This window comes from Sphingomonas naphthae (genome assembly GCF_028607085.1).
Lineage (GTDB): Bacteria > Pseudomonadota > Alphaproteobacteria > Sphingomonadales > Sphingomonadaceae > Sphingomonas_Q > Sphingomonas_Q naphthae.
Genome location: NZ_CP117411.1, coordinates 828,701 through 850,511, shown reverse-complemented (window position 1 = coordinate 850,511; position 21,811 = coordinate 828,701). Strand labels below are relative to the sequence as shown.

At 67.6% G+C, this 21,811-nt stretch carries 23 protein-coding genes; 6 read left to right on the top strand and 17 right to left on the bottom strand.

Going from position 1 to position 21,811, the window contains the following annotated elements:
• Positions 1–10 precede the first annotated feature (10 nt).
• The 4 genes from pcaF (at position 11) to pgeF (ending at position 3,502) form a co-directional block, all read left to right on the top strand.
• Entirely contained in the window at positions 11–1,219 is a 1,209-nt protein-coding gene (gene pcaF / locus PQ455_RS04020) for a 3-oxoadipyl-CoA thiolase (protein WP_273689414.1), read from the top strand.
• A gap of 73 nt (positions 1,220–1,292) precedes the next feature.
• Positions 1,293–2,144 (top strand): SDR family oxidoreductase, encoded by an 852-nt coding sequence (locus tag PQ455_RS04015; RefSeq protein ID WP_273689413.1) that lies wholly within the window; start codon positions 1,293–1,295, stop codon positions 2,142–2,144.
• A gap of 13 nt (positions 2,145–2,157) precedes the next feature.
• Entirely contained in the window at positions 2,158–2,691 is a 534-nt protein-coding gene (locus PQ455_RS04010) for a GNAT family N-acetyltransferase (RefSeq protein WP_273689411.1), read from the top strand.
• A gap of 49 nt (positions 2,692–2,740) precedes the next feature.
• On the top strand, positions 2,741–3,502 hold the full coding sequence (gene pgeF / locus PQ455_RS04005) for a peptidoglycan editing factor PgeF (RefSeq protein WP_273689410.1): 762 nt from the start codon (positions 2,741–2,743) through the stop codon (positions 3,500–3,502).
• 9 nt (positions 3,503–3,511) lie between these two features.
• Here pgeF and PQ455_RS04000 read toward each other — a convergent pair whose 3' ends face one another.
• From PQ455_RS04000 to motA, 8 genes are all read right to left on the bottom strand, one after another.
• Complete coding sequence (locus tag PQ455_RS04000) at positions 3,512–3,709, bottom strand: hypothetical protein (protein ID WP_273689409.1); 198 nt, start codon at positions 3,707–3,709, stop codon at positions 3,512–3,514.
• A gap of 346 nt (positions 3,710–4,055) precedes the next feature.
• A complete protein-coding gene (ahcY, locus tag PQ455_RS03995) occupies positions 4,056–5,465 on the bottom strand; it encodes an adenosylhomocysteinase (protein WP_273689408.1) in 1,410 nt (469 codons plus the stop codon).
• A 129-nt stretch (positions 5,466–5,594) separates the two neighbouring features.
• Entirely contained in the window at positions 5,595–6,074 is a 480-nt protein-coding gene (locus PQ455_RS03990; protein WP_273689406.1) for a HEAT repeat domain-containing protein, read from the bottom strand.
• 154 nt (positions 6,075–6,228) lie between these two features.
• A complete protein-coding gene (locus tag PQ455_RS03985) occupies positions 6,229–6,729 on the bottom strand; it encodes a hypothetical protein (protein ID WP_273689405.1) in 501 nt (166 codons plus the stop codon).
• 153 nt (positions 6,730–6,882) lie between these two features.
• Complete coding sequence (locus PQ455_RS03980; protein WP_273689404.1) at positions 6,883–7,443, bottom strand: YqgE/AlgH family protein; 561 nt, start codon at positions 7,441–7,443, stop codon at positions 6,883–6,885.
• Between the two features lie 117 nt (positions 7,444–7,560).
• Positions 7,561–8,517, bottom strand: a complete 957-nt coding sequence (locus PQ455_RS03975) for a flagellar motor protein MotB (RefSeq protein WP_273689402.1) — start codon at positions 8,515–8,517, stop codon at positions 7,561–7,563.
• Positions 8,518–8,521: 4 nt separating this feature from the next.
• Positions 8,522–8,668, bottom strand: a complete 147-nt coding sequence (locus tag PQ455_RS03970; RefSeq protein WP_273689401.1) for a hypothetical protein — start codon at positions 8,666–8,668, stop codon at positions 8,522–8,524.
• Positions 8,665–9,528 (bottom strand): flagellar motor stator protein MotA, encoded by an 864-nt coding sequence (gene motA, locus PQ455_RS03965; protein ID WP_273689400.1) that lies wholly within the window; start codon positions 9,526–9,528, stop codon positions 8,665–8,667. Before motA ends, PQ455_RS03970 begins: the two co-directional genes overlap by 4 nt.
• Before the next feature lie 148 nt (positions 9,529–9,676).
• On the opposite strand from motA, the gene PQ455_RS03960 reads away from it, so the two are divergent.
• A complete protein-coding gene (locus tag PQ455_RS03960; RefSeq protein WP_273689398.1) occupies positions 9,677–10,138 on the top strand; it encodes a MarR family winged helix-turn-helix transcriptional regulator in 462 nt (153 codons plus the stop codon).
• Positions 10,139–10,188: 50 nt separating this feature from the next.
• Here PQ455_RS03960 and PQ455_RS03955 read toward each other — a convergent pair whose 3' ends face one another.
• The 4 genes from PQ455_RS03955 to PQ455_RS03940 all read right to left on the bottom strand — a co-directional run bounded on the left by PQ455_RS03955 (position 10,189) and on the right by PQ455_RS03940 (position 16,203).
• Positions 10,189–11,487, bottom strand: coding sequence for a dihydrolipoamide acetyltransferase family protein (locus PQ455_RS03955; protein WP_273689396.1), 1,299 nt, complete (start codon positions 11,485–11,487; stop codon positions 10,189–10,191).
• Between the two features lies 1 nt (position 11,488).
• Positions 11,489–12,493, bottom strand: coding sequence for an alpha-ketoacid dehydrogenase subunit beta (locus PQ455_RS03950; protein WP_420542856.1), 1,005 nt, complete (start codon positions 12,491–12,493; stop codon positions 11,489–11,491).
• Between the two features lie 148 nt (positions 12,494–12,641).
• Positions 12,642–13,910 (bottom strand): 3-methyl-2-oxobutanoate dehydrogenase (2-methylpropanoyl-transferring) subunit alpha, encoded by a 1,269-nt coding sequence (locus PQ455_RS03945; protein ID WP_273689393.1) that lies wholly within the window; start codon positions 13,908–13,910, stop codon positions 12,642–12,644.
• A 229-nt stretch (positions 13,911–14,139) separates the two neighbouring features.
• Entirely contained in the window at positions 14,140–16,203 is a 2,064-nt protein-coding gene (locus PQ455_RS03940; protein ID WP_273691223.1) for a M3 family metallopeptidase, read from the bottom strand.
• A gap of 328 nt (positions 16,204–16,531) precedes the next feature.
• Here PQ455_RS03940 and PQ455_RS03935 point away from each other — a divergent pair, with 328 nt between their 5' ends.
• A complete protein-coding gene (locus PQ455_RS03935; protein WP_273689391.1) occupies positions 16,532–16,993 on the top strand; it encodes a GAF domain-containing protein in 462 nt (153 codons plus the stop codon).
• Positions 16,994–16,996: 3 nt separating this feature from the next.
• On the opposite strand, the gene PQ455_RS03930 is transcribed toward PQ455_RS03935, so the two are convergent.
• The 5 genes from PQ455_RS03930 to PQ455_RS03910 are packed head-to-tail and all read right to left on the bottom strand — an operon-like array spanning position 16,997 to position 21,742.
• Positions 16,997–17,758 carry a Crp/Fnr family transcriptional regulator gene (locus PQ455_RS03930; RefSeq protein ID WP_273689389.1) on the bottom strand — a complete coding sequence of 254 codons (762 nt, stop codon included), beginning with the start codon at positions 17,756–17,758 and terminating at the stop codon, positions 16,997–16,999.
• A 42-nt stretch (positions 17,759–17,800) separates the two neighbouring features.
• The gene (locus PQ455_RS03925) at positions 17,801–19,138 is read right to left on the bottom strand and encodes an ATP-binding protein (RefSeq protein WP_273689388.1); all 1,338 of its coding nucleotides are present in this window, start codon (positions 19,136–19,138) and stop codon (positions 17,801–17,803) included.
• Positions 19,135–19,830, bottom strand: coding sequence for a response regulator (locus PQ455_RS03920; RefSeq protein WP_273689386.1), 696 nt, complete (start codon positions 19,828–19,830; stop codon positions 19,135–19,137). Before PQ455_RS03920 ends, PQ455_RS03925 begins: the two co-directional genes overlap by 4 nt.
• Positions 19,827–20,540, bottom strand: coding sequence for an EF-hand domain-containing protein (locus tag PQ455_RS03915; protein ID WP_273689384.1), 714 nt, complete (start codon positions 20,538–20,540; stop codon positions 19,827–19,829). The genes PQ455_RS03920 and PQ455_RS03915 overlap by 4 nt, the downstream gene beginning before the upstream one ends.
• Entirely contained in the window at positions 20,537–21,742 is a 1,206-nt protein-coding gene (locus PQ455_RS03910) for an ABC transporter permease (RefSeq protein ID WP_273689382.1), read from the bottom strand. The genes PQ455_RS03915 and PQ455_RS03910 overlap by 4 nt, the downstream gene beginning before the upstream one ends.
• Positions 21,743–21,811: the final 69 nt, after the last annotated feature.

The following is a 21,811-nucleotide window of genomic DNA, read 5'->3' as shown; positions in this document are numbered from 1 at the left end:
GGATATACCCATGAGCGAAGCCTTCATCTGCGATGCGATCCGCACCCCCGTCGGCCGCTACGGCGGCATCCTCGCCAAGGTCCGCGCCGACGATCTCGGCGCCTTGCCCATGCGGGCGCTGCTGGCGCGCAATCCGTCGCTCGATCCCTCGGCGATCGAGGAGGTGTTCTACGGTTGCGCCAACCAGTCGGGCGAGGACAATCGCAACGTCGCGCGGATGAGCCTGCTGCTGGCGGGCGTGCCGCATGTCGTGCCGGGGGTGACGCTCAACCGGCTGTGCGCGTCGGGGCTGGAAGCGGTCGGCGCGGCGGCGCGGGCGATCAAGGCCGACGAGATGGCGCTCGCCATCGCCGGCGGGGTCGAGAGCATGACGCGCGCGCCCTTCGTGATGGGCAAGGCCGACGCGCCGTTCGGCCGCAACCAGAAGATCGAGGACACGACGATGGGCTGGCGCTTCGTCAACCCCGCGCTCGACGCCCTCTACGGCACCGAGACGATGCCCCGCACCGGCGAGAATGTCGCGCAGGATCATGGCATCAGCCGCGCCGACCAGGATGCCTTCGCCGTCCGCAGCCAGCAGCGCGCCATCGCTGCGCAGCAGAGCGGCTTCCACGCCGAGGAGATCGTCGCCGTCAGCGTGCCCGGCCGGAAGAAGGGCGAGACGGTGGAGGTGTCGGTCGACGAACATCCCCGCGCCGACACCACGATCGAGACGCTGGCCAAGCTGAAGCCGCTGTTCGGCCCGGACGGCACCGTCACGGCAGGCAACGCCTCGGGTATCAACGATGGCGCGGCGGCGATGATCGTCGCCAGCGAGGCGGCGGTGAAGGCGCATGGGCTGACCCCGCGCGCCCGCATCCTCGGTCTCGCCTCGGCCGGCGTCGAGCCGCGCGTGATGGGCATCGGCCCGGTGCCGGCCAGCCAGAAACTGATGGCGCGCCTCGGCCTTACCATCGGCGATTTCGACGCGATCGAACTCAACGAGGCCTTCGCCAGCCAGTCGCTCGCCTCGCTGCGCGCGCTGGGCCTCCCCGACGATGCCGCGCACGTCAACGCCAACGGCGGCGCGATCGCGCTCGGCCACCCCCTCGGCATGTCCGGCGCGCGGATCGCGATGACCTTGGTGCATCAGCTCGAGAAATCGGGCGGCAGGCGCGGTCTGACGACCTTGTGCATCGGCGTCGGCATGGGGTTGGCGCTCGCCGTCGAGCGGGTCTGACCGACCGGGGCACCCGCGAACCTTCGCCCGCCCCGCCCGTTATGCTCCCCGAACTGTCGAGGAGCGTAGCAGGATGGCCGATATCGATCCCATGATCCATCAGGACGGGCTACCCGGATCCGAAGCCACGCTAGAGCCCAAGCCGGATTGGGCGCCGCGCTATCCGGGTTCGGGGCGACTCGCCGGCAAGGTCGCGATCGTGACCGGGGCTGACAGCGGGATCGGGCGGGCGGTGGCCGCACTCTATGCGCGCGAGGGTGCCGATGTCGCGGTGCTGTATCTCTGCGAACATGAGGATGCCGCGAAGACCGTCGAGATCGTCGAGAGCGAAGGCCGGTTGGCCATCGCGATCGCGGGCGATGTCGGCGACAAGGATTGGTGCGACGCGGCCGTCGAGCAGGTGATCGGCGCGTTCGGCCGGCTCGACATCCTCGTCAACAACGCCGGCGAGCAGCATCCCGACAAGGATATCGTCGATATAACCGAGGATCAGCTTCGCCGCACCTTCCAGACCAACATCTTCGGCATGTTCTTCCTGACGCAGGCGGCGCGGCCGCATCTGAAATCGGGCGCGGCGATCGTGAACTGCACCAGCGTGACCATGTATCAGGGCTCGAAGGAGCTGCTCGACTATTCCAGCACCAAGGGCGCCATCACCGCCTTCACCCGCTCGCTCTCCGAAAATCTCGTCGAGCATGGCATCCGGGTGAACGCCGTGGCGCCGGGGCCGATCTGGACGCCGCTCAACCCCTCGGGCGGGGCCAGCCCGGAGAAACTGGAAGGCTTCGGCGAGACGACCCCGATGGGCCGCCCCGGCCAGCCCAACGAGGTGGCGCCCGCCTTCCTGTTCCTCGCCTGCGCGGATTCGAGCTATATGTCGGGGCAGGTGCTGCATCCGAACGGCGGCACCATCGTCAACGGCTGAGGGTGGCGCAGGTATGGCGGACGAATCGGATTGGATCATCCGCCCAGCCTCCCATGCGGACGTCGACCGGCTGGCGCTGATCGGCGCCGCGACCTTTCTCGAGACGTTCGCGGGCATCCTCGATGGCGATGCGATCGTGGCCCATTGCCAGCGCCGGCATAGCGCGGCGGCCTATCGGGAGGCGCTCGACGAGGGTGGTGCGGCGTGGCTGGTCGAGACGCGCGCCGGGCGGGCGCCGATCGGCTTCGCGCTGGTGGGCGAACCCGACCTGCCCGGCGCGGCGCCCGATGGCAGCGATATCGAGCTGAAGCGCATCTACATCCTGTCACGCTTTCACGGCGGCGGGGTCGGTGGCGCGCTGATGCGGCAGGCGGTGGATCATGCGGCCGCGCAGGGGCGGCAGCGGTTGCTGCTGGGCGTGTACGCCGGAAACGTCCGGGCGCGGGCCTTCTACCTGCATAGCGGCTTCGTCCAGATCGCCGAACGTACTTTCCGCGTGGGTGATCGCGATTACGATGATGTCGTGCTGGCAAGGCCGATCGGATGAGCCACGGACTATCCTTTCCGCCGACGCGCCCACCGACTAGGACGAGCGCATGATCCAGCCGATCCGCGCCACCGCCCTCGCCCCCCTGCCTCACGGCTTCCTCGGCCGCGAGGGCGGCGTTTCGACCGGCATCCATGCCGGGCTCAACGTCGGGCTGGGATCGGATGACGATCGCGACGCCATCGCCGAGAACCGCCGGCGCGCCGTCGCGGCGGTGAAGCCCGGCGCGACGCTCGTGACGTTGCATCAGGTCCATTCCGCGATCGCCGTGGTCGCCACACCCGGCGCGGACGACGCCCGCCCCCACGCCGACGCGCTGGCGACCGACCGGCCCGACCTGCTCATCGGCATCCTCACCGCCGATTGCGTGCCGGTGCTGCTGGCGGATGCGGAGGCGGGCGTGGTCGGCGCGGCCCATGCCGGGTGGAAGGGCGCGATCGGCGGCGTGACCGATGCGGTGATCGCGACGATGGAGGGGCTGGGCGCGCGGCGCGAGCGGATCGCCGCCGCGATCGGCCCGTGCATCGCCCGGCCGAGCTACGAGGTGGACGACGGCTTCTTCCGCCGCTTCGCCGAGGACGATCCCGCCAACGAACGCTTCTTCGCCGATGGCGTGCGCCCCGGCCGCCACCAGTTCGATATCGAGGCCTATGTCGCGGCGCGGCTGGCCGGCGCGGGTATCGGCCGGGTCGAGGCGCTCGGCCTCGACACCTATGCTAACGAAAGCCGCTTCTTCAGCTTCCGCCGCGCAACCCACCGCAGCGAGTCCGGCTACGGCCGCCAGATCGCGCTGATCGGCCTGCCGGGCTGACCGGATCGATCAGAAGGTGGGGCTGAGCGCCATCCAGGCGCCATAGCCGATGGCGAGGAGACCGCCCGCCGCCGAGCCCGACAGCAGGGTCCAGCCGGCCGCCTCCAGCGTGGGCGAATGGTTCATGCCCAGCTTGCGATTGCGCGCCGCCGACGCGTGAACGAACGTCGCCAGCATCCCGTAAGCGAAAACCGCCGCACCAACCATCTTCCGATCCCCCGACCGACTCGTGTGGCCCTTCGCTACCGCAACAGGGTTAAGGATCGCCAACCTTGATCCATGATACGGCGGCGGAACGTGCGGCGATCGTGGCAGGGCGGCAACAGGAGGTAATCTTCATTGCGAGCGGAGCGACGCAATCCACGTTCCGCCGCCGGATTGCTTCGCCTCGCTCGCAATGACGGGTGACACAGAAAGGGCCGCCGGTTCGCACCGACGGCCCCTCTTTTCGATCCGTGCTCCTGCGCAGGCAGGAGGCCAGAGTTGCCAAGCGTAGCGCCTGCCCCCTTTGGGCTCCTGCCTTCGCAGGAGCACAAGAGCGGGCGGGCTTCGCTCAGTAGCGGTAGTGATCCGGCTTGAACGGCCCTTCGGTGCTGACGCCGATGTAGGACGCCTGCTTCTCGCTGAGCTTGGTGAGCTTCACGCCCAGCTTTTCGAGGTGGAGCGCCGCGACCTTCTCGTCGAGGTGCTTCGGCAGGACGAACACTTCGTTGGCGTAGTGGCCGGGCTTGGTGAACAGCTCGATCTGCGCCAGCGTCTGGTTGGTGAAGCTGGCCGACATCACGAAGCTCGGGTGGCCGGTGGCGCAGCCGAGGTTCACCAGGCGGCCCTTGGCCAGCACGATGATCTGCTTGCCGTCCGGGAATTCGACCAGGTCGGTGCCGGGCTTCACTTCGGTCCACTTGTAGTTCGACAGAGCGGCGATCTGGATCTCGCTGTCGAAGTGGCCGATGTTGCACACGATGCTCATCGGCTTCATCGCCGCCATATGCTCGGCGGTGATGACGTCGGCATTGCCGGTCGCGGTGCAGAAGATGTCGGCGCGGGTGACGGCCTCTTCCATGGTGACGACCTCGAAGCCCTCCATCGCGGCCTGAAGCGCGCAGATCGGATCGACTTCGGTCACCATCACGCGGGCGCCGCCGTTGCGGAGCGACTGGGCCGAGCCCTTGCCGACGTCACCGAAGCCGGCGACGCAGGCGACCTTGCCGGCGAGCATCACGTCGGTGGCGCGGCGAATCGCGTCGACCAGCGATTCCTTGCAGCCGTAGAGGTTGTCGAACTTCGACTTAGTGACGCTGTCGTTCACGTTGATCGCGGGGAAGGGCAGTTCGCCCTTCTTGGCGATCTCGTACAGGCGGTGGACGCCGGTGGTGGTCTCTTCCGACACGCCGCGCAGGTTCTTCACCGTCTCGGTCAGGTAGCCGGGATATTTTGCGATGAACGCCTTCAGCGCGCGCTGGAACTCGATCTCTTCCTCATTCTCGGGCTCGCCGAGCGTGGCGCCGGCCTCGAGCTTGGCGCCCCACAGCGCGAACATCGTCGCGTCGCCGCCGTCATCGAGGATGATGTTGGCGGTGGTGCCGTCGGTGCCGGCGCCCCAGTTGAAGATGTCGCCGACATAATCCCAATAATCGGCCAGGCTCTCGCCCTTGATCGCGAACACGGGGATGCCCGCGGCGGCGATGGCGGCGGCGGCATGATCCTGCGTCGAATAGATGTTGCACGTCGCCCAGCGCACGTCGGCGCCGAGCGCCACCAGCGTCTCGATCAGCACGGCGGTCTGGATCGTCATGTGCAGCGAACCGGTGATGCGCGCGCCCTTCAGCGGCTGCGACGCGCCGAATTCCTCGCGCAGCGCCATCAGGCCGGGCATTTCGGTCTCGGCGATGCGGATCTCGGCGCGGCCGAAATCGGCAAGCGCGATATCGCTGATGACATAATCGTTGAAGGCGGTGGCCACGATGGTCTCCTTGGATGTCGAGGCATCCGCCTTTTCGGGGCGAACGCATGGCCGCGACCTAGCCGCCGTCCGATCGGATTGCAAACATAAAGATATCTTTATGTCCTTCGCGCCGGCGTGGCGCGAGTCTTACGGATCGGCGGTAGCCACGGCCTCACATGCCGCCAGAGCCTCCGCCGCGATCGCATCGACATAGGATTCGTCCGAAGGCTGCGCCCACACTCGCAGGTCCGCGATAAGCGACGGATGGGCGCAAAGCGCGGCGGCTTCCAGCAGGGGGATCGAAACGACATCCTCGCGCAATCCGGCCTGGACGAGTGGAAGAGCGAGACGCACGTCACGCCTCGCCAGCCCGAGGATAGCTTCCGCTCGGACGACATTATCTTCGTCCCTCGCGGCCCGAAGCAGGGCATCTCTGACGCCCTGCGTGTCCAATTCCTCCTGAGCGAGCAGGAAGGTCGCCCAGTCGCGATCGGCCTTTTCCCCGTCAGCGGTCATCGCGATGAGCCGAGACAAATTCACCTCTGCCCATTCACTTCCGGACAGCGGCACCTCTTCGGCAACGATGGCTTTCAGAAAGTCGGACTCTGGCTCGTAGAGGTCGGACATCGGGTGGGGATGACAGGTCGGTGGAGGCACTTCAACTCCACACCGCCATGGGCCATGCCACACTGGAGAGCGGGCAACCGCACCCGCCGAAAACGCGAAGGGCGCCCCGACCGGCCTGGTCGGGACGCCCTTCGCTGGCTGGTAGAGGGTCGGCTTATTCCTGCGGGCCGCTCGCCTGCGCCAGCACCATCGGGCCGCACATGCCGCCGGGAACCTCGGTGCGGATGCCCGCGCGGTCGGCGATCAGGAGGAGGCCATCGACATTGCCGTTCATCATCCGCGCGTCGCGGGCGATAAGGCTGGAGGTCTCGCAATCGTAGGAGGAGGTGCCGCCCGCGCCATAGGTGTTGGCGAGGCGGGTGGTGAAGGAATCATATTCCTTCTGGCCCTGAAGCACGCCCTTTTCACGGGAGAAGTGGCGCTTGAGCAGGTCGTTCATCATCTGCAGCGCCTGCTTGTTGGCGCCGACGAAGCCATTGTAGTCCGCCGCGATGGCGATGCCGGCCGCCTGGCAGCGCAAGGTGGCGACCATCAGCATCGACTGCAGATCGCGCACGCGGGCCGCCGCCACATCCTGCGTGTTCCAGCACGCGGCCTGAACCGGCGCGGTCGCCAACGCCGCGGCGACGCACGCCGCCCCCCACAGTTTGCGCATAAGTACTCGAAGCCCCCAGCCGGTTGCACGCCCCCCACGGGCGCAACCGACAGATCGTATATCGAGGTTAAAAAAGTCTTGCCGTCAAGTGGCTGTGTAAAAATAAACCATTTGCGATCAAGTCGTTGCGTGGATGCAACGTCGCGTTCCGGCTCAGGCCGTGCCCGCCCCGGCGGCGAGCAGGGCGGGATCGATTCCGACCCCCTCGAACGCCGCGCGCCACCGCTGGCGCGGGCCGGTGCGGAACAGCAAAGCCTCGCTGGCGGGGGCCGAGAACCAGCCGTGGCGGCACATTTCGTCGTCGAGCTGGCCGGCGCTCCACCCGGCATAGCCGAGCGCCACGAGCCAGTCCCTCGGCCCCTCCCCCGCTGCGATCGCGCGCAGCACGTCGAGCGTGGAGGTGAGGCCCCAGGTGGGTTGCACCTTAAGCGTATCCTCACCGGCCCAGTCGAGGCTGTGCAGCACGAAGCCGCGCTGCATCTCCACCGGCCCGCCGATATGCACCGGCGCATCGGCCACCGCGCCCGGATCGATATCGAGCTGCTGCATCAGCGCATGGAGGCCGACGCCCTCCAGCGTGTCGCCGATGCCGATGCCGAGCGCGCCCTGCTCGTCATGCGCGCACATCGCGATCACCGCATGATCGAAGCGGGGATCGCCGATGCCCGGCATCGCCAGCAGGAGCTGGCCGGCAAGCGAGGGGAAGTCGCTCATGCGGGGCAATGTAGCGTGTGGTCGGGGGTTGCCTAGGGGGGATGGCGCTGCGGCAGATGGGGGCATCGCCGCGCAGCCAGGGTCGCACTCCCGATATTGCGGATCGCGGGGTTCGGGTCAGCCGTGCGGGTGCGCAGGCACGGCCTCCGCACCCTCCTTCGGCGCATTATCCTGCCCCGCGCCGGCGACCGCCTCGTCCCCCACGCTCGACCAGCTGAGCGTGATCGACATGCGGCGGTTGCGCGGGTCGTAGCGGTCGGCCGGCACATAGGGCTCGCGATCGGCCACGCCCTCGATGCGGGCGAAGCGATCGGGCGAGACGCCGTTTTCCGCCAGCGCGCGCCGGGTCGCCTCGGCGCGCGCGGCCGAGAGCGTCCAGTTGTTCGCCGTCCGCCCGCCCGCATAGGGCAGGGCATCGGTATGGCCGCGGATGATGAGGCCGTTGGGCAGCGTCTGGATCAGATGGGCCACCTGCCCCATCAGGTCGCGGGCCGAGGGCAGCAGCCGATCGGTGCCCACCGTGAACATCGAGAAGTCGCTCTCGTCGACGATGTCGATGCGCAGCCCCTCGCGCGTTTCGGTGAAGCGCACGTTCTTCAGCAGGTTCTTGAGCGCGGGATCCTTCTTCAGCATCTCCTCCAGCTTCGCCTTGGCGATCTGGAAACGCTTGCGATCGCGCAGCTTGGCGTCCGCCCCGCCTTCCTTCTCGCCGCCGGTCGCATCCTTGGGGATGGTCAGGCTGCGCGATCCAGTCTGGGCGGATTTGTGGGCGTAATCCTCCTTGCTGATGATCGAATCGCCGCCGAATGGCCCGGACGAGCCGGCGCTCTTCTGCTTCATCTCCACCAGCGTCGGCGTGAAATAATCGGCGATGCCCTTGCGCTGCTTCTCGGTCGTGGCGCCGAGAATCCACAGCAGCAGGAAGAAGGCCATCATCGCCGTCACGAAATCGGCATAGGCGACCTTCCACGCACCACCGTGATGGCCGCCGTGGCCGCCATCGATGATCTTCTTGACGATGATGATCGGCGCGACGGGCTCGTTCTTGCCCTTCTTCGGCGGTGCGGCGGCCATGGTCTCAGCCCTTCAGGGGTACGAACAGGCCGCGCCCGCTCAGCCGCAGCGACAGGCGCGGGGCGGCATGGTCGTCGGCCAGCAGGGTCCGCGCCTCGGCCGACAGGGTCAGCGGGCGCGGGTGGACGATCGGGGCGGTCTGCGCGATCACCGGCCGCGCATCCCGTCGAACACGTCGGCGAAGGCGGGCTGGAGCGAATGGGTGATGCCGGCGCGCGCCGCCTCGATCACCAGCGGGATCGGGTGGCCGTGGAGCGAGGCGATGATGATCTGCTTGACCACGTCGTAGATCGCCGCGTCGCTTTCGATCACCTGCTTGGCGCGCTGGGCGAAGGGCGCCATCACGCCATAGGCCAGCAGAATGCCGAGGAAGGTGCCGACGAGCGCGGAACCGATCATCTCGCCCAGGATGGACGGCGGCTGATCGATCGAGCCCATCGTCTTGACCACGCCCAGCACGGCCGCGACGATGCCGAGCGCGGGCAGCGCGTCGGCCAAGCCCTGGATCATGTCGGCCGGGCGGATGTCGTCGTGGTGGTGGGTCTTGAGGCTGTGGTCCATCACCTCCTCCACCGCATGCACGTCGAGATTGCCCGACGAGATCACCACCAGCCTGAGCGTGTCGGTGATGAGGTGGATGAGGGTCTTGTCTTTCAGGAGCTTGGGATATTGGCCGATCACGGTCGAGCTGTTCGGATCCTCGATATGCGGCTCCAGCGCGACCGGGCCGTCGGTACGCAGCATCTTCATCAGCGACGAGACCAGGAAGATCACGTCGAGGAAATCCTGCTTCTTGTACTTCGGGCCCTTGAAGACCTTGGCGAAGCCGCCGAACAGCTGCTTGATCTCCTTCATCGAATTGCCCGCCACGACAGCGCCGATCGCGGCGCCGCCGATGATGAGCATCTCGTGCGGGATGGCGTGCAGCACGGGGCCGAGGCTGCCGCCGGTGATCGCGAAGCCGCCGAACACCATCAGCAGCAGGATCACCAAACCAATACCAGCGAACATTCCGAAACCCCTTGCCGTGTCGGGATGATTAACGACGGAAGGGGTTAAAATTTAGGATGATCGGGATGGGGAAAGTGGCCGCTTGCGATCAAATGGCCACTCACATAGATTGACTGTCAATATAATTGACTATCAAGGAAATTTCCCGATGCCCGACGAATGCTGGTACGATCGCGTCACCCTCCCCGCCCTGCTCCGCCACGCCCGCACCACCTATGGCGCGGCGATGCGGCGGGCGCTGGCGCGGGAGGGTTATGACGATATTCCGGGCAACGGCCTCTACGTGATCGGCGGGCTGGCGCTGGGCGACGGCGGCATCCCGATCGGCCAGCTGGTGCGCGATCTGGGCATCACCAAGCAGGGTGCGGGGCAGCTGGTCGATACGCTGGTGCTGCGCGGCTATCTCGCCCGCGATCCCGATCCGGCCGACCGCCGACAGGTGATCGTCACCCTCACCGAGCGTGGCGCGGCGGCGGCGGCGGTGCAGGCGGGGGTGCGGGAGGAAATCGACGCGGCGCTGGCCGGGCGGATCGGCGAAGCGGATGTCGCGGCGATGCGCCGGGGGCTGGGCACGCTGATCGAGATGGAGCGGCGGAAGGAGGAGGAATAAGTCCAACCCCTCTCCCTTGATGGGAGAGGGGTTGGACGGAAGGGCTTAAATCAGTCGACGAACAGCAGCGCGGGGGTCTCGACCAGCCGCTTCACCGCCTGCACGAAGCTCGCCGCATCCCAGCCGTCCACCACGCGATGGTCGCACGAGATGGAGAGGTTCATCAGCTTGGCGGCCACCACCTGCCCGTCGCGGAACACCGGGCGTTCGACGATCTTGTTCGGGCCGATGATCGCCACTTCCGGCCGGTTGATGACCGGCGTGGTGGCGATGCCGCCGAGCGGGCCGAGCGAGGTGAGCGTGAGGGTGGAGCCGGACAGTTCCTCGATCCTGGCCTTGCCGGTGCGGGCGGCTTCGGCGAGGCGGCGGATTTCGCCCGCCAGCTGCCAGATGTTGCGGCTCTGCGCGTCGCGGATCACCGGCACCATCAGGCCGGTATCGGTCTGCGTGGCGAGGCCCAGGTGGATCGCGCCGAAGCGGGTCACCACCCCCGCCTCGTCATCGTAGCGGGCGTTGAGCATCGGGAAATCGGGTAGCGCCCGCACGATCGCGACGATCAGCAGCGGCAGCATGGTGAGCTTGGGCTTGTCGCCGCGCGTGGCGTTGAGGTCTTCGCGCAGCGCCTCCAGCTTGGTCACGTCGATCTCGTCGACATAGGTGAAGTGCGGGATGTGGCGCTTGGAGGCGGCCATGTTCTCGGCGATGCGGCGGCGCAGGCCGATCACCCTGATCTGCTCGTCGGCGCGGGCAGCACCGGCGGGGCGATAGCCGTCGCTGTAGGACAGGAAGGCATCGAGATCGGCGTGGCGGACGCGATCACCCTGCGCGGGCTTCACGTCCGCGAGGTTCACGCCAAGCGCCCTGGCGCGATCGCGCACGGCGGGGGAGGCGAGGACTTTGCGGTCGGGCGCGCCAGCCTTCTCCGAACCGTTCGTGCCGAGCGAAGTCGAGGCACCTGGCGCGGGGGTCGGGGATGGTCCCTCGACTACGCTCGGGATGAACGGTTCTGGAATGGGCTCGGCCACCGGCTGGGGCAAGGGATCCGGCAAGGCCACCTGCCCCGCTTCCGGCGGCGCCACCTGCACCGTCGGTTCCGCATCCGCCTCGCCCTCGGCCTCGAACACCGCCAGCACCGATCCGATGGCGACCTGGTCGCCGACCGCGCCGTTCAGTTCGACGACCACGCCCGACACCGGCGAGGTCATCTCGACCGTGGCCTTGTCGGTCATCATGTCGGCCAGTGGATCATCTTCCTCGATGCGATCGCCGACCTTGACGTGCCACGCCACGATCTCGGCCTCGGCGATGCCTTCGCCGATGTCCGGCAGCTTGAAGGAAATGCGCGCCATCTCAGCTCTCCATCACGCGCTTGAGCGCCTGACCCAGCCGCACGGGGCCGGGGAAATAGGCCCATTCGAGCGAATGGGGGTAAGGCGTGTCCCAGCCGGTGACGCGCTCGATCGGCGCCTCCAGCGAATGGAAGCAGCGTTCCTGCACCAGCGCCGACAGCTCCGCGCCGAAGCCGCTGGTGCGGGTCGCCTCGTGGACGATCACGCAGCGCCCGGTCTTCTTCACGGACGCCTCGATCGCCTCGATATCGAGCGGCACGAGCGTGCGCAGGTCGATGATCTCGGCGTCGATCCCGCTTTCCGCGACGACGCCGGCGGTGACGTGGACCATCGTGCCGTAGCACAGGATCGTCACGTCATTGCCCTCGCGTACCGTCGCGGCCTTGCCCAGCGGGATGCGGTAATAGCCCTCGGGCACGGCGCTCGACGGATGCTTGGCCCAGGGGGTGACGGGCTTGCCGTAATGGCCGTCGAACGGGCCGTTGTAGATGCGCTTGGGCTCGAAGAAGATCACCGGATCATTGTCCTCGATCGCGGCGATCAGGAGCCCCTTGGCGTCATAGGGGTTGGACGGGATCACCGTCTTGAGGCCCGCTACATGGGTGAAGATCGCCTCGGGGCTCTGGCTGTGCGTCTGCCCGCCGAAGATGCCGCCGCCGAAGGGCGAGCGCACCGTCATCGGCGCGGTATATTCCCCCGCCGACCGGTAGCGCAGCCGCGCCGCCTCCGACACGAGCTGGTCGAGCGCGGGATAGATGTAATCGGCGAACTGGATTTCGGGCACGGGCCTGAGGCCGTAGGTGCACATGCCGACCGCGACGCCGATGATGCCGCATTCGGTGATCGGCGTATCGAACACGCGGGTCTTGCCATGTTTCTTCTGGAGATGCTCGGTCGCCTTGAAGACGCCGCCGAAATAGCCGACGTCCTCGCCCAGCACGACGATATCCTTGTCGCGCTCCATGCAGATATCGAGCGCGGAATTGATCGCCTGGATCATGTTCATGGTCTTGGTGGGGGTGTCGTCGGTCATCGCGCCCGCCCCCCGAGAACCCGTTCGTGCTGAGCGGCGTCGAAGCACGGGGAGAGCCACGCGCTTGGGGCACGCCCTTCGACTATGCTCAGGACGAACGGTGTATTGGGCTGGAAGGCCATCATATCCCCGCCGCCTTGCGCTCTTCCACCATCTGGCGGGATTGCTCCTCGAGGTGCCAGGGCAGTTCCTCGAACACGTCCTCGAACATGGTGGTGAAGGGCTGGTGCAGGCCGTCGCCCAGCACGCCCTGTTTCTCGGCTTCCTTGCCCGCCGCCTTGACCTCCTCCGCCACCTCGCGGTCCATCGCGGCATGGCGTTCCTCGTCCCACGCGCCGATGGCGATGAGATGCTGCTTCAGCCGCGCGATCGGATCGCCCAGCGGCCAGGCGGAGCGCTCCTCGGCGGAGCGATATTTGGTCGGGTCGTCCGAGGTGGAATGGCCCTCGGCGCGGTAGGTGAAATGTTCGATCAGGGTCGGGCCGAAATTGTTGCGGGCGCGTTCGGCGGCCCATTCGGTCGCGGCGTAGACGGCGAGCGCGTCGTTGCCGTCCACCCGCAGCCCGGCGATGCCGTAGCCCACCGCGCGCGCCGCGAAGGTGGTCGATTCGGCGCCGGCGAAGCCCGAGAAGCTGGAGATCGCCCACTGGTTGTTGATGACGTTGATGATGACCGGCGCTCGGTAGACGCTGGCGAAGGTGCAGGCGGAGTGGAAATCGCCCTCGGCGGTCGATCCCTCGCCGCACCAGCAGGCCGCGATGCGCGTGTCGCCGCGAGAGGCCGAGGCCATGGCGAAGCCCACCGCCTGCGGCATCTGCGTGGCGAGATTGCCCGAGATGGAGAAGAAGCTCGCCTCTTTGGCCGAATACATGATCGGCATCTGGCGGCCCTTCAGCCGATCGCCCCGATTGGAATAGATCTGGCACATCATGTCGACCAGCGACCAGTCGCGCGCGATCAGCAGGCCCTGCTGGCGGTAGCTGGGGAAGCACATGTCATCGCGGTCGAGCGCATAGGCCGCCGCGATCGAGGTCGCCTCCTCGCCGGTGCACTTCATGTAGAAGCTGGTCTTGCCCTGCCGCTGGACCCGGTACATCCGATCGTCGAACGCGCGCACCAGCGCCATGTGGCGCAGCATCGCGACGAGGCGTTCGGGCGACAGGCGCGGCGCCCAGGCGCCACCGGACGCGCCATCCAGATCGAGCACGCGCACCAGCCCATAGGCCAGCGAGCGCATCTCTTCCGGCATGGCGCCGATGTCGGGCCGGGGGGCGGCCGCGACATCGGGAATGTCGAAATCGGCGAAATCGACCGCGTCGCCCGGCCGGAAGCGGGGCTCCGGTACGTGCAGGCTCAACGGCCGCATATTGCGGCGTGCATCCTCGTCCATGGGCTTCCAATCCTTGCCTGCCGGTATCGTTCCGGGCTGGGCTGCGCCGGGTGGGGCCGACGAGAATCGTTATAAGCGGCTGTTATATTATTTCAAAGCGATTCTTGGGTGCCGGGCGCCGCCTACCCCGTGCTCGTCATTGCGAGCGCAGCGAAGCAATCCAGTTCCAACGTCGGCATCAGGCCGAAAGGCTGGATTGCCTCGCTTGCGCTCGCAATGACGGATCGCCTCACTTCTCCGGGAAGCCGCGCTTCTCCAGCAGCGCCCGCACATCGGGGTCACGCCCCCGGAACGCGCGATAGGCTTCCGCCCGGTCGGTCTCGTTGCCCGTCGCCAGCAGCACCGAATAGAAGCGGTCGGCCACCGCCTTGTCCCACGGCCCCTTGCCCTCGGTGAAGGCGGCGATCGTGTCGGCGACCATCGTGTCCGACCAGAGGTAGCTGTAATAGCCCGCCGAATAGCTGTCCGACGAGAAGAGGTGGTTGAACTGCGGCAGGCGGTGCCGCATCGCGATCTCCTTCGGCATGCCGATCCTGGCCAGTTCGGCCTTCTCGAACGCCTTGGGATCGAACGCGCCATCGGGGATCGTATGCAGGTCCATGTCGAGGATCGCGCAGGCGAGATATTCGACCGTGGCGAAGCCCTGGTTGAACTTCTGGCTGGCGATCACCTTGTCCACCAGCGCCGCCGGCATCGGCGCGCCCGTCTGGTAATGCTTGGCATAGCGATCGAGCACGTCGCGGTTGAGCGACCAATATTCGTTCACCTGGCTGGGATATTCCACGAAGTCGCGCGGCGTGCCGCCGAGGCCCGGATAGGCCACGTCGCTCGCCAGGCCATGGATCGCATGGCCGAATTCATGGAAGAGCGTCTGCGCGTCGTCGACGCTGATGAGCACCTTCTCACCCTCTGCCACGGGCGCGAAATTGTTGTTGTTGGACGAGAGGGTATATTCGGTCTTGAGGAAGCGCGAGCGGCTCTTGTAGCCCGTCGCCCACGCGCCCGAACGCTTGATGTCCCGCGCGAAATAGTCGCCGTAGAACAGGCCGATCACCTTGCCGGCGCGCGACACTTCCCACACCCGCACCGATTTCTCGAACACCGGCACCTTGGGCGTCACCTCCTTGAAGGTGAAGCCGTAAAGGCGGCCGGCGGCGTAGAAGGCGCCCTGGATCATGTTGTCCAGCTCGAAATAGGGCTTCAGCTCGGACTGGTCGATGTCGTAGCGCGCCTTGCGGACCTTCTCCTGATAGAAGCGATAGTCCCACGGCTCGATCGTGATCTTCGTCTTTTCCTTGTCGGCGATCGCCTGCTGGTCGGCGACCTCCTCGTGGACGCGCTTCACAGCGGGGGTCCAGACGCGCATCATCAGGTCCATCGCGGCCTGCGGCGTCTTGGCCATCGTGTCCTGCATCCGCCACGCGGCATGGGTGGGGTAGCCGAGCAGGTGGGCGCGATCGGCGCGCAGCTTCACGATCTGGGTGATGATCGCATTGGTGTCGTTGGCGTCGCCATTGTCACCCCGGCTGACGAACGCGCGCCATACCTTCTCGCGATTGGCGCGATTGGTGGCGAAGGTGAGGAAGGGATCGACCGCCGAGCGGGTGTTGACGATCGCCCATTTGTCCGCCTGCCCGCGCGACGTGGCGGCCGCCTTGGCGCCCGCGATGGTGGAGGCGGGCAGCCCGGCCAGATCATCGGCGCTGGCGAAGAAGATCGCCTTGCCCTCGTCGGCGAGCAGCTTGGACGAGAAATCGCTGAACAGGCTGGCGAGCTGCTGGTTGAGCTGCGACAGTTTCGCCTTGCCGGCCGCGTCCAGCTTGGCGCCCTGGCGGACATAGCTGTCGTAGGTGCGGGTCACGAGCCGCTGCTGCATCGGGTTGAGGCCGGCGCGCTTGTCATACACCGCCGCGATACGGGCGAAGAGCTTGGGATCGAGCGTGATGCGATCCTGCGCGGCGGCGAACTTGGGCGACCATTCGCGGTCGATCTTCTGATAGGCCGGCGTGTTCATGTTGCTCGTTTCGACGCCGTAGATCGCGTAGATGCGCTGGAGCGTCTGGCCCGATCGCTGCATCGGCTCGATCACATTGGCGAAGGTCGCGGGCTTGGGATCGTTGGCGATCGCGTCCATCTCCGCCTGCCGCTCGGCCAGCGCCTGCGTGAAGGCCGGGCCGAACATCTCGGGCCTGGCGGTATCGAACGGCGGCAGGCCGCCATATTCACCCGGCCACGGCGCCAGCAGCGGATTGGCGGGGGCCGGCGCGGCGGCGGCGATCGACTGGGTGGCCATGGTCAAGGCACTCGCGGCAAGAAGGAAATGACGCACATCGGACTCCCGATAGATGGGGTGCGCGGCCCCCTGTTGCGAGACCGGCGATGGGCCGTTCTAGGCCGGGCGGAGCGGGAAAGGCAAAGTGTTCCTCCCCATCGCGCATGGGGAGGGGGACCGCCGAAGGCAGTGGAGGGGTCAGCGACGGTTGCGGGGTGGGGCAGGCCCCTCCACCACCGGCTTCGCCGGCGGTCCCCCTCCCCGAGCAAGCTCAGGGAGGATTCTGTTGCCGTTGCGAACCGGCCTCGGTTGGCGCAAGGCATCCCCACGATCGCGCACGAGGGCACAGGTGGATTTCCAGCAAGACATCGACAGCCTGTCGGGCAACCCGGAGGTGGACGCGATCCTGCGCGAGATGTGCGACCTCACCGGCATGGGCTTCTCCGCCGTCGCCCGCGTCACCGAGGAACGGTGGATCGCCTGCCACCTGCTCGACCGCATCGAATTCGGCCTGAAGCCCGGCGACGAACTGCGCATCAAGACCACCATCTGCGACGAGATCCGCGAGAGCCGCGAGGCGGTGTTCATCGATTGCGTGTCGAACGCGCCGGCCTGGCGGACGCACCCGACGCCGATCCTCTACGGCTTCCAGAGCTATGTCTCGGTCCCGCTGATCCGGGCGGACGGCGGCTTCTTCGGCACGCTGTGCGCCATCGATCCGACCCCGCATATCGTCGATACGGCCGACATACGCGCAGCAATCGACGCGCTGGCCGCCCGCGTCGTCACCATCCTCGATCGCGAAGGCTGAGCCTCAATTGGGCTGCCCGCCCTGCACCCCGACGTGCAGATAGCGTTCGTCGAAATCGCCCACTTCGCGCAGCCGCGCCCAATCGGGGAAGGCGATGTGGCGGCGGGTGCGGGTGATGAGGCCGTCCGCTTCCAGCCCCTTCAGCGTGCGGTTGATGTGGACCGGGGTGAGACCCAGCGCGTCGCCCAATTGCTCCTGCGTCATCGGCAGTTCGTAGCCGTAGGTGCCGGTCAGGTGCAGCGCCTCCAGCCGGGTGGCGAATTCGCACAGCAGGTGGGCGATGCGCGCGCGGGCATCGCGGCGGCCGATGTTGAGCAGCCATTCGCGAAAGATCGACGCCTCCACCAACGTCGCCACGATCGCCGCGCGCGCCACCGGCGGATGCGCCTCGATCAGCGCCTGGAGCGCCGCGCGGGGGATGCAGGCGATCTCGGCGCGGGTGAGCGCCTGGATATTGTGATCGGCGACATCGAGATAGAGATGCTGGAAATCGACCGCCTCGCCCGGCACGTTGACGCCGATGATCTGCCGCCCGCCGTCGGTCGCGATCTTCTGGCGGAAGAGGAAGCCCGAGACGAGGATGCAGCTGTGCGTCGGCCGCTCGCCCTCGCGGATCACATAATCGCCGGGCGCGATCGGGCGGACGACATGGGGCAGCGCCAGCAGCGCCGCCGTGACATCCTCGTCCAGCGGCACCGACAGCGATAGCTTGCGGACGAGAAGGTCGAGGGGGTGTGCGGCACCCGGTTGCTTTGCAGGCAGCATGTCCATGCTTCCGCAACGCACGCCGGTTCGTTTCGGTCCCGATCAGGCCGCCGGAAAGACGCAGCGCACTTCGAGGCCGCCGACACTGCGATTGGCGAGCGCGATCGTGCCGCCATGGTCCTCGGCGATGGTGCGTGCGATGCTGAGGCCGAGGCCCAGGCCGCCGGTCTCGCGGCTGCGCGAAGGATCGCCGCGCTCGAACGGCACGAAGGCGCGGGCGATGAAGTCGGGCGCCATGCCCGGCCCGTCGTCCTGCACCAGCACCGCCACCCCGCCCGCCTCGTGCGCGGCGGAAATGGCGACCGCGCCGCCATAGGCGATCCCATTGTCGATCAGATTCTGAAACAGCCGCGCCAGCGCCAGCGCGTCGCCCGAGATCATCAGCGGCCCTTCGCCGTGCATCGTGACCGGCCGGCCGACTTCCTGCTCCTGCGCGACGAGACGGCCGAGCAGCAGCCGCAGATCGACCGGCTTGCGCTCGTCGCTGCGCGCGGTGGATTTCACGAAGCCGATGGTGGCGGCGATCATCGCCCGCATCTGCTCGATATCGGACTGCACCTTCTCGCGCATCGGATCGGGCGCGGTCTCGATGCGGAAGGCGATACGCGCCAGCGGCGTGCGCAGATCGTGGGCGATGGCGCCGATCATCGCCGTCCGCTCGGCGACATAATCCGCCAGCCGCCCCTGCATCCGGTTGAGCGCCTGCGCGGTCGAGCGCAGCTCCGCCGGGCCGCTTTCGGGGACGGAGGGCGCGGACGGGTCGGCGCCGATCCGGTCGGCCGCCTCGGCGAAGCTCAGCATCGGCTTGGTGATGGCGCGGGCGAACCACCAGGCGAGCGGCACCATCGCTAGCGCGGACAGGCTGAGCCACAGGATCAGGCGCTTCTGCCACGGCGCCAGCATCGGCGGCGGCGGGGTTTCGGCGATGGTCCAGCGCCCGTCCTGCTCGATCGCGGCCACCACCCGATCGAAGAAGATCGGCTCGCGCTTGCGGCGCGGCTTCTCGTCGCGGCGGCGGCCGGCGAAGGGGGAGAAGGCGCTATGCTGCTCGGGCTCGAAGAACAGGCGCACGCGCGTCGTCGGCACCTCCAGCCGGCGCGCCAGCATCGCGGTGAAGGCCGGATCGGCGGTCAGCGCGCCATTGCGAACCGGCGGGACGGCGGCCCTGGTCACGATCAGCGGGCGGGGCAGCGGATCATGCGGGCGATCGCCGAGCGTATCGGCGATCTCCGACATGCGGGTGAAATCGGGCCGGGGCGCGCCGAAGCTGTAGATCAGCCCGAACGCCACCATCTGCGCGATGACGAGGCCCGCCAGCAGCACGAGCAGGCTGCGCGTGAAGATCGAGAGACCGCCGAGGCGGGCGCGCGTGGCGGTCATCCGTCCACCTTGAGCGTGAACATATAGCCTTCGTTGCGCACGGTGCGGATGGGATCGTCCGGCCCCATCTTCTTGCGCAGGCGGCTGATCGTCACGTCGATCGCGCGATCGAACACCTCGCTGTCGAGCCCCTTGCCATGCTCGATCAGCTGGTCGCGGGTCAGAACCCGCTGCGGCCGATCGAGCAGGGTGACCAGCACGCGGAATTCGGCGTCGGTGAGCGGCGCGTTGGGCACGCCGGCGCGCTTCAGTTCGCGGTTGACCAGATCGAGCGTCCACTGGCCGAAGCGGCGCTGCGGGCCGCTACCCTCGCCGCCGCTCTCCTCGCCCCGCCGCAGCACGGCGCGGACGCGGGCGAGCAGTTCGCGCGGGTTGCAGGGCTTGGCGACATAATCGTCGGCGCCCACCTCCAGCCCGATGATGCGATCGGTATCGTCCCCCATCGCCGAGAGCATGATGACCGCCGGCCCGCCGGGCTTGCGCAGCCGCCGCAGAATCGACAGCCCATCCTCGCCGGGCATCATCAGATCGAGCACGACCAGATCGAAGCGCGCGACGGCCAGCTTCTCGTCCATCTCGCGGCCGTTGGCGGCGCTCTCCACCGCCATATGGTTGGCGGCGAGGAAATCCGACACGAGCGAGCGCAGATCGGCGTCGTCATCGACGACGAGGATGCGGGGCGGATTGCTCATCGGCGAGGGGCGTCCTTCGCGCCGGGTTCGCCGGGCGTGACCGTGATGCTCGGGCGCGGGCGGCAGGGCGCGGCGCGATCGGCCTGTTCGGCGGTCGGCCCGAGATCGGCGAGGGTGAGGAAGCCGCGCCCGCCCTTGTCGAGCAGCACGAAGCGTTTGCGCGCGGCGGCGGCGAATTCGGCGGCGGTGACGGCGCGGTCGAGATCGGTGTCGGCACCCCACAAGGGATGCGGGATGTTGAGCCAGCCGTAGCGCCCCGCCCCCATCGCCCCGCCATAGGTGGTGTCGCGCGGGGGTCCGCCGCTGCTACGACGCTCCTGCCGCCGCTCCTCGCGCGCGGCATCCTTCTCCTGACGCGGGCCGCGCTCGCGAACGCGGTAAAGCGCGATCTCGGGCGTATCGCGTTCATAGGCGGCGATCTCGTCGGGGATCAGCGCGGCGTCATTGTCCTTGTCGAGCTTCCTGAACCAGCCCGCCGCGTCGGCCACGAACTCGGCCGAACTCAGCCGCCCGTCCGCATTGGTGTCGGCGCGAGCGAACCATGTGGCCGAGGGGTATGGCTCGCCACCCTTCGCCCGGAACGGTTCGCCGAGCGGCGACACGAAGGTCTGCGGCGCGTCGGGCGCAGCGCAGAAAGGCGCGTCCTTGGGCAGCTTCACGGGCTTGGCGGCCGGGGCCGCGAGCGCCAGCAGCAGCAGGATCGGCGTCATTCGTGCCTCAGCGCGTCGATCGGGTTGAGCGAGGCCGCCCGCCGCGCCGGGAAGAAACCGAACACCACCCCGATCAGCGCGGAGAAAGCGAAGGCGATCAGGTTGATCTTCACGTCGAACAGGAAGGGTATCTGCATGGCCGGCGCTATCGCTAACGTCGCCGCCAGCGCCAGCAACAGCCCGATCAGCCCGCCGAGGCAGGACAGCGCCACCGCTTCCACCAGGAATTGCAGCAGCACCTCACGCGCGACCGCGCCGATCGCCAGGCGGATGCCGATCTCGCGGGTCCGCTCCGTCACCGAGACGAGCATGATGTTCATGATGCCGATGCCGCCCACCAGCAGCGAGATGCCCGCCACCGCCGCCACGATCGAGGTGAGCATCTGCGTCGTGCCCGAAAGCGTGTCGGCGATCTGCTTGGTATCGAAGATGTTGAAATCATCCGGCTTGTCGCCCAGCTTGCGCCGCTCGCGCAGCAGCTGGCTGATCGATGCCTGCACCGCCGACGTCTCGTAGCCGGCATCCACCGCCACCATGATCGCGCGAATGTCGCGATTGCCGGTGAAGCGGCGCTGCACCGCCTTGATCGGCATGATGACGACATCGTCCTGATCGTTGCCGAACCCGCCCTGCCCGCGCGGCACCAGCACGCCGATCACCTCGCAGGAGAGATCCTTCACGCGAAAGCGCTGGCCGACCGGATTTTCGCCGCGAAACAGGTTGGTGACGATCGTGTTGCCGATCACGCACACCGTCTTGCCGGCCTGCTCCTCCGCACCCGTGAAGATGCGGCCCGACGACAGCTCCCATTGCTGGGCGACGAAATAGTCCGCCGTCGTACCATTGATCGTGGTCGACCAATTGGCGGCGTTGTGGACGACGGTGCCGGTCGACTGCGCCTGCGGGGCGACGGCCAGCACGCCGCCGATCTGATCCTTGATGGCCTGCACGTCCTCCGGCTTGAAATCGGGCGGCATCGGCCCGCCGCCGCCCCGCCCGAAGCCCTGTCCGGGGCGGATCTGGAGGATGTTGGAGCCCAGGCTCGCGATCGATTTCTGCACGGCGGCGGTGGTGCCGTTGCCGAGCGTCACCATCGTCACCACCGCCGCCACGCCGATGACGATGCCGAGGATCGTGAGGAACGAGCGGAGCAGGTGCCGCCGGATTTCCCGGATGGCGAGCAGGATGGTGGTGCCGAGCATCTCAGCCTTGCCTCGTCATTGCGAGCGCAGCGAAGCAATCCAGTTCCGACATTGGTGTCCGGTCGATAG

Bases quoted from the DNA above. Each gene is read 5' to 3' on its own strand.
- PQ455_RS03980 (WP_273689404.1), bottom strand. From the start codon at position 7,443: ATGAGCGACTTCCCCTCGCTTGCCGGCCAGCTCCTGCTGGCGATGCCG.
- PQ455_RS03990 (WP_273689406.1), bottom strand. From the start codon at position 6,074: ATGTCCGACCTCTACGAGCCAGAGTCCGACTTTCTGAAAGCCATCGTT.
- PQ455_RS04010 (WP_273689411.1), top strand. From the start codon at position 2,158: ATGGCGGACGAATCGGATTGGATCATCCGCCCAGCCTCCCATGCGGAC.
- PQ455_RS03940 (WP_273691223.1), bottom strand. From the start codon at position 16,203: ATGGCCACCCAGTCGATCGCCGCCGCCGCGCCGGCCCCCGCCAATCCG.
- pgeF (WP_273689410.1), top strand. From the start codon at position 2,741: ATGATCCAGCCGATCCGCGCCACCGCCCTCGCCCCCCTGCCTCACGGC.
- PQ455_RS04000 (WP_273689409.1), bottom strand. From the start codon at position 3,709: ATGGTTGGTGCGGCGGTTTTCGCTTACGGGATGCTGGCGACGTTCGTT.
- PQ455_RS03985 (WP_273689405.1), bottom strand. From the start codon at position 6,729: ATGCGCAAACTGTGGGGGGCGGCGTGCGTCGCCGCGGCGTTGGCGACC.
- PQ455_RS03975 (WP_273689402.1), bottom strand. From the start codon at position 8,517: ATGGCCGCCGCACCGCCGAAGAAGGGCAAGAACGAGCCCGTCGCGCCG.
- PQ455_RS03915 (WP_273689384.1), bottom strand. From the start codon at position 20,540: ATGACGCCGATCCTGCTGCTGCTGGCGCTCGCGGCCCCGGCCGCCAAG.
- PQ455_RS04015 (WP_273689413.1), top strand. From the start codon at position 1,293: ATGGCCGATATCGATCCCATGATCCATCAGGACGGGCTACCCGGATCC.
- PQ455_RS03920 (WP_273689386.1), bottom strand. From the start codon at position 19,830: ATGAGCAATCCGCCCCGCATCCTCGTCGTCGATGACGACGCCGATCTG.
- PQ455_RS03955 (WP_273689396.1), bottom strand. From the start codon at position 11,487: ATGGCGCGCATTTCCTTCAAGCTGCCGGACATCGGCGAAGGCATCGCC.
- PQ455_RS03960 (WP_273689398.1), top strand. From the start codon at position 9,677: ATGCCCGACGAATGCTGGTACGATCGCGTCACCCTCCCCGCCCTGCTC.
- PQ455_RS03945 (WP_273689393.1), bottom strand. From the start codon at position 13,910: ATGGACGAGGATGCACGCCGCAATATGCGGCCGTTGAGCCTGCACGTA.
- PQ455_RS03950 (WP_420542856.1), bottom strand. From the start codon at position 12,493: ATGAACATGATCCAGGCGATCAATTCCGCGCTCGATATCTGCATGGAG.
- PQ455_RS03910 (WP_273689382.1), bottom strand. From the start codon at position 21,742: ATGCTCGGCACCACCATCCTGCTCGCCATCCGGGAAATCCGGCGGCAC.
- pcaF (WP_273689414.1), top strand. From the start codon at position 11: ATGAGCGAAGCCTTCATCTGCGATGCGATCCGCACCCCCGTCGGCCGC.
- motA (WP_273689400.1), bottom strand. From the start codon at position 9,528: ATGTTCGCTGGTATTGGTTTGGTGATCCTGCTGCTGATGGTGTTCGGC.
- PQ455_RS03930 (WP_273689389.1), bottom strand. From the start codon at position 17,758: ATGCTGCCTGCAAAGCAACCGGGTGCCGCACACCCCCTCGACCTTCTC.
- PQ455_RS03925 (WP_273689388.1), bottom strand. From the start codon at position 19,138: ATGACCGCCACGCGCGCCCGCCTCGGCGGTCTCTCGATCTTCACGCGC.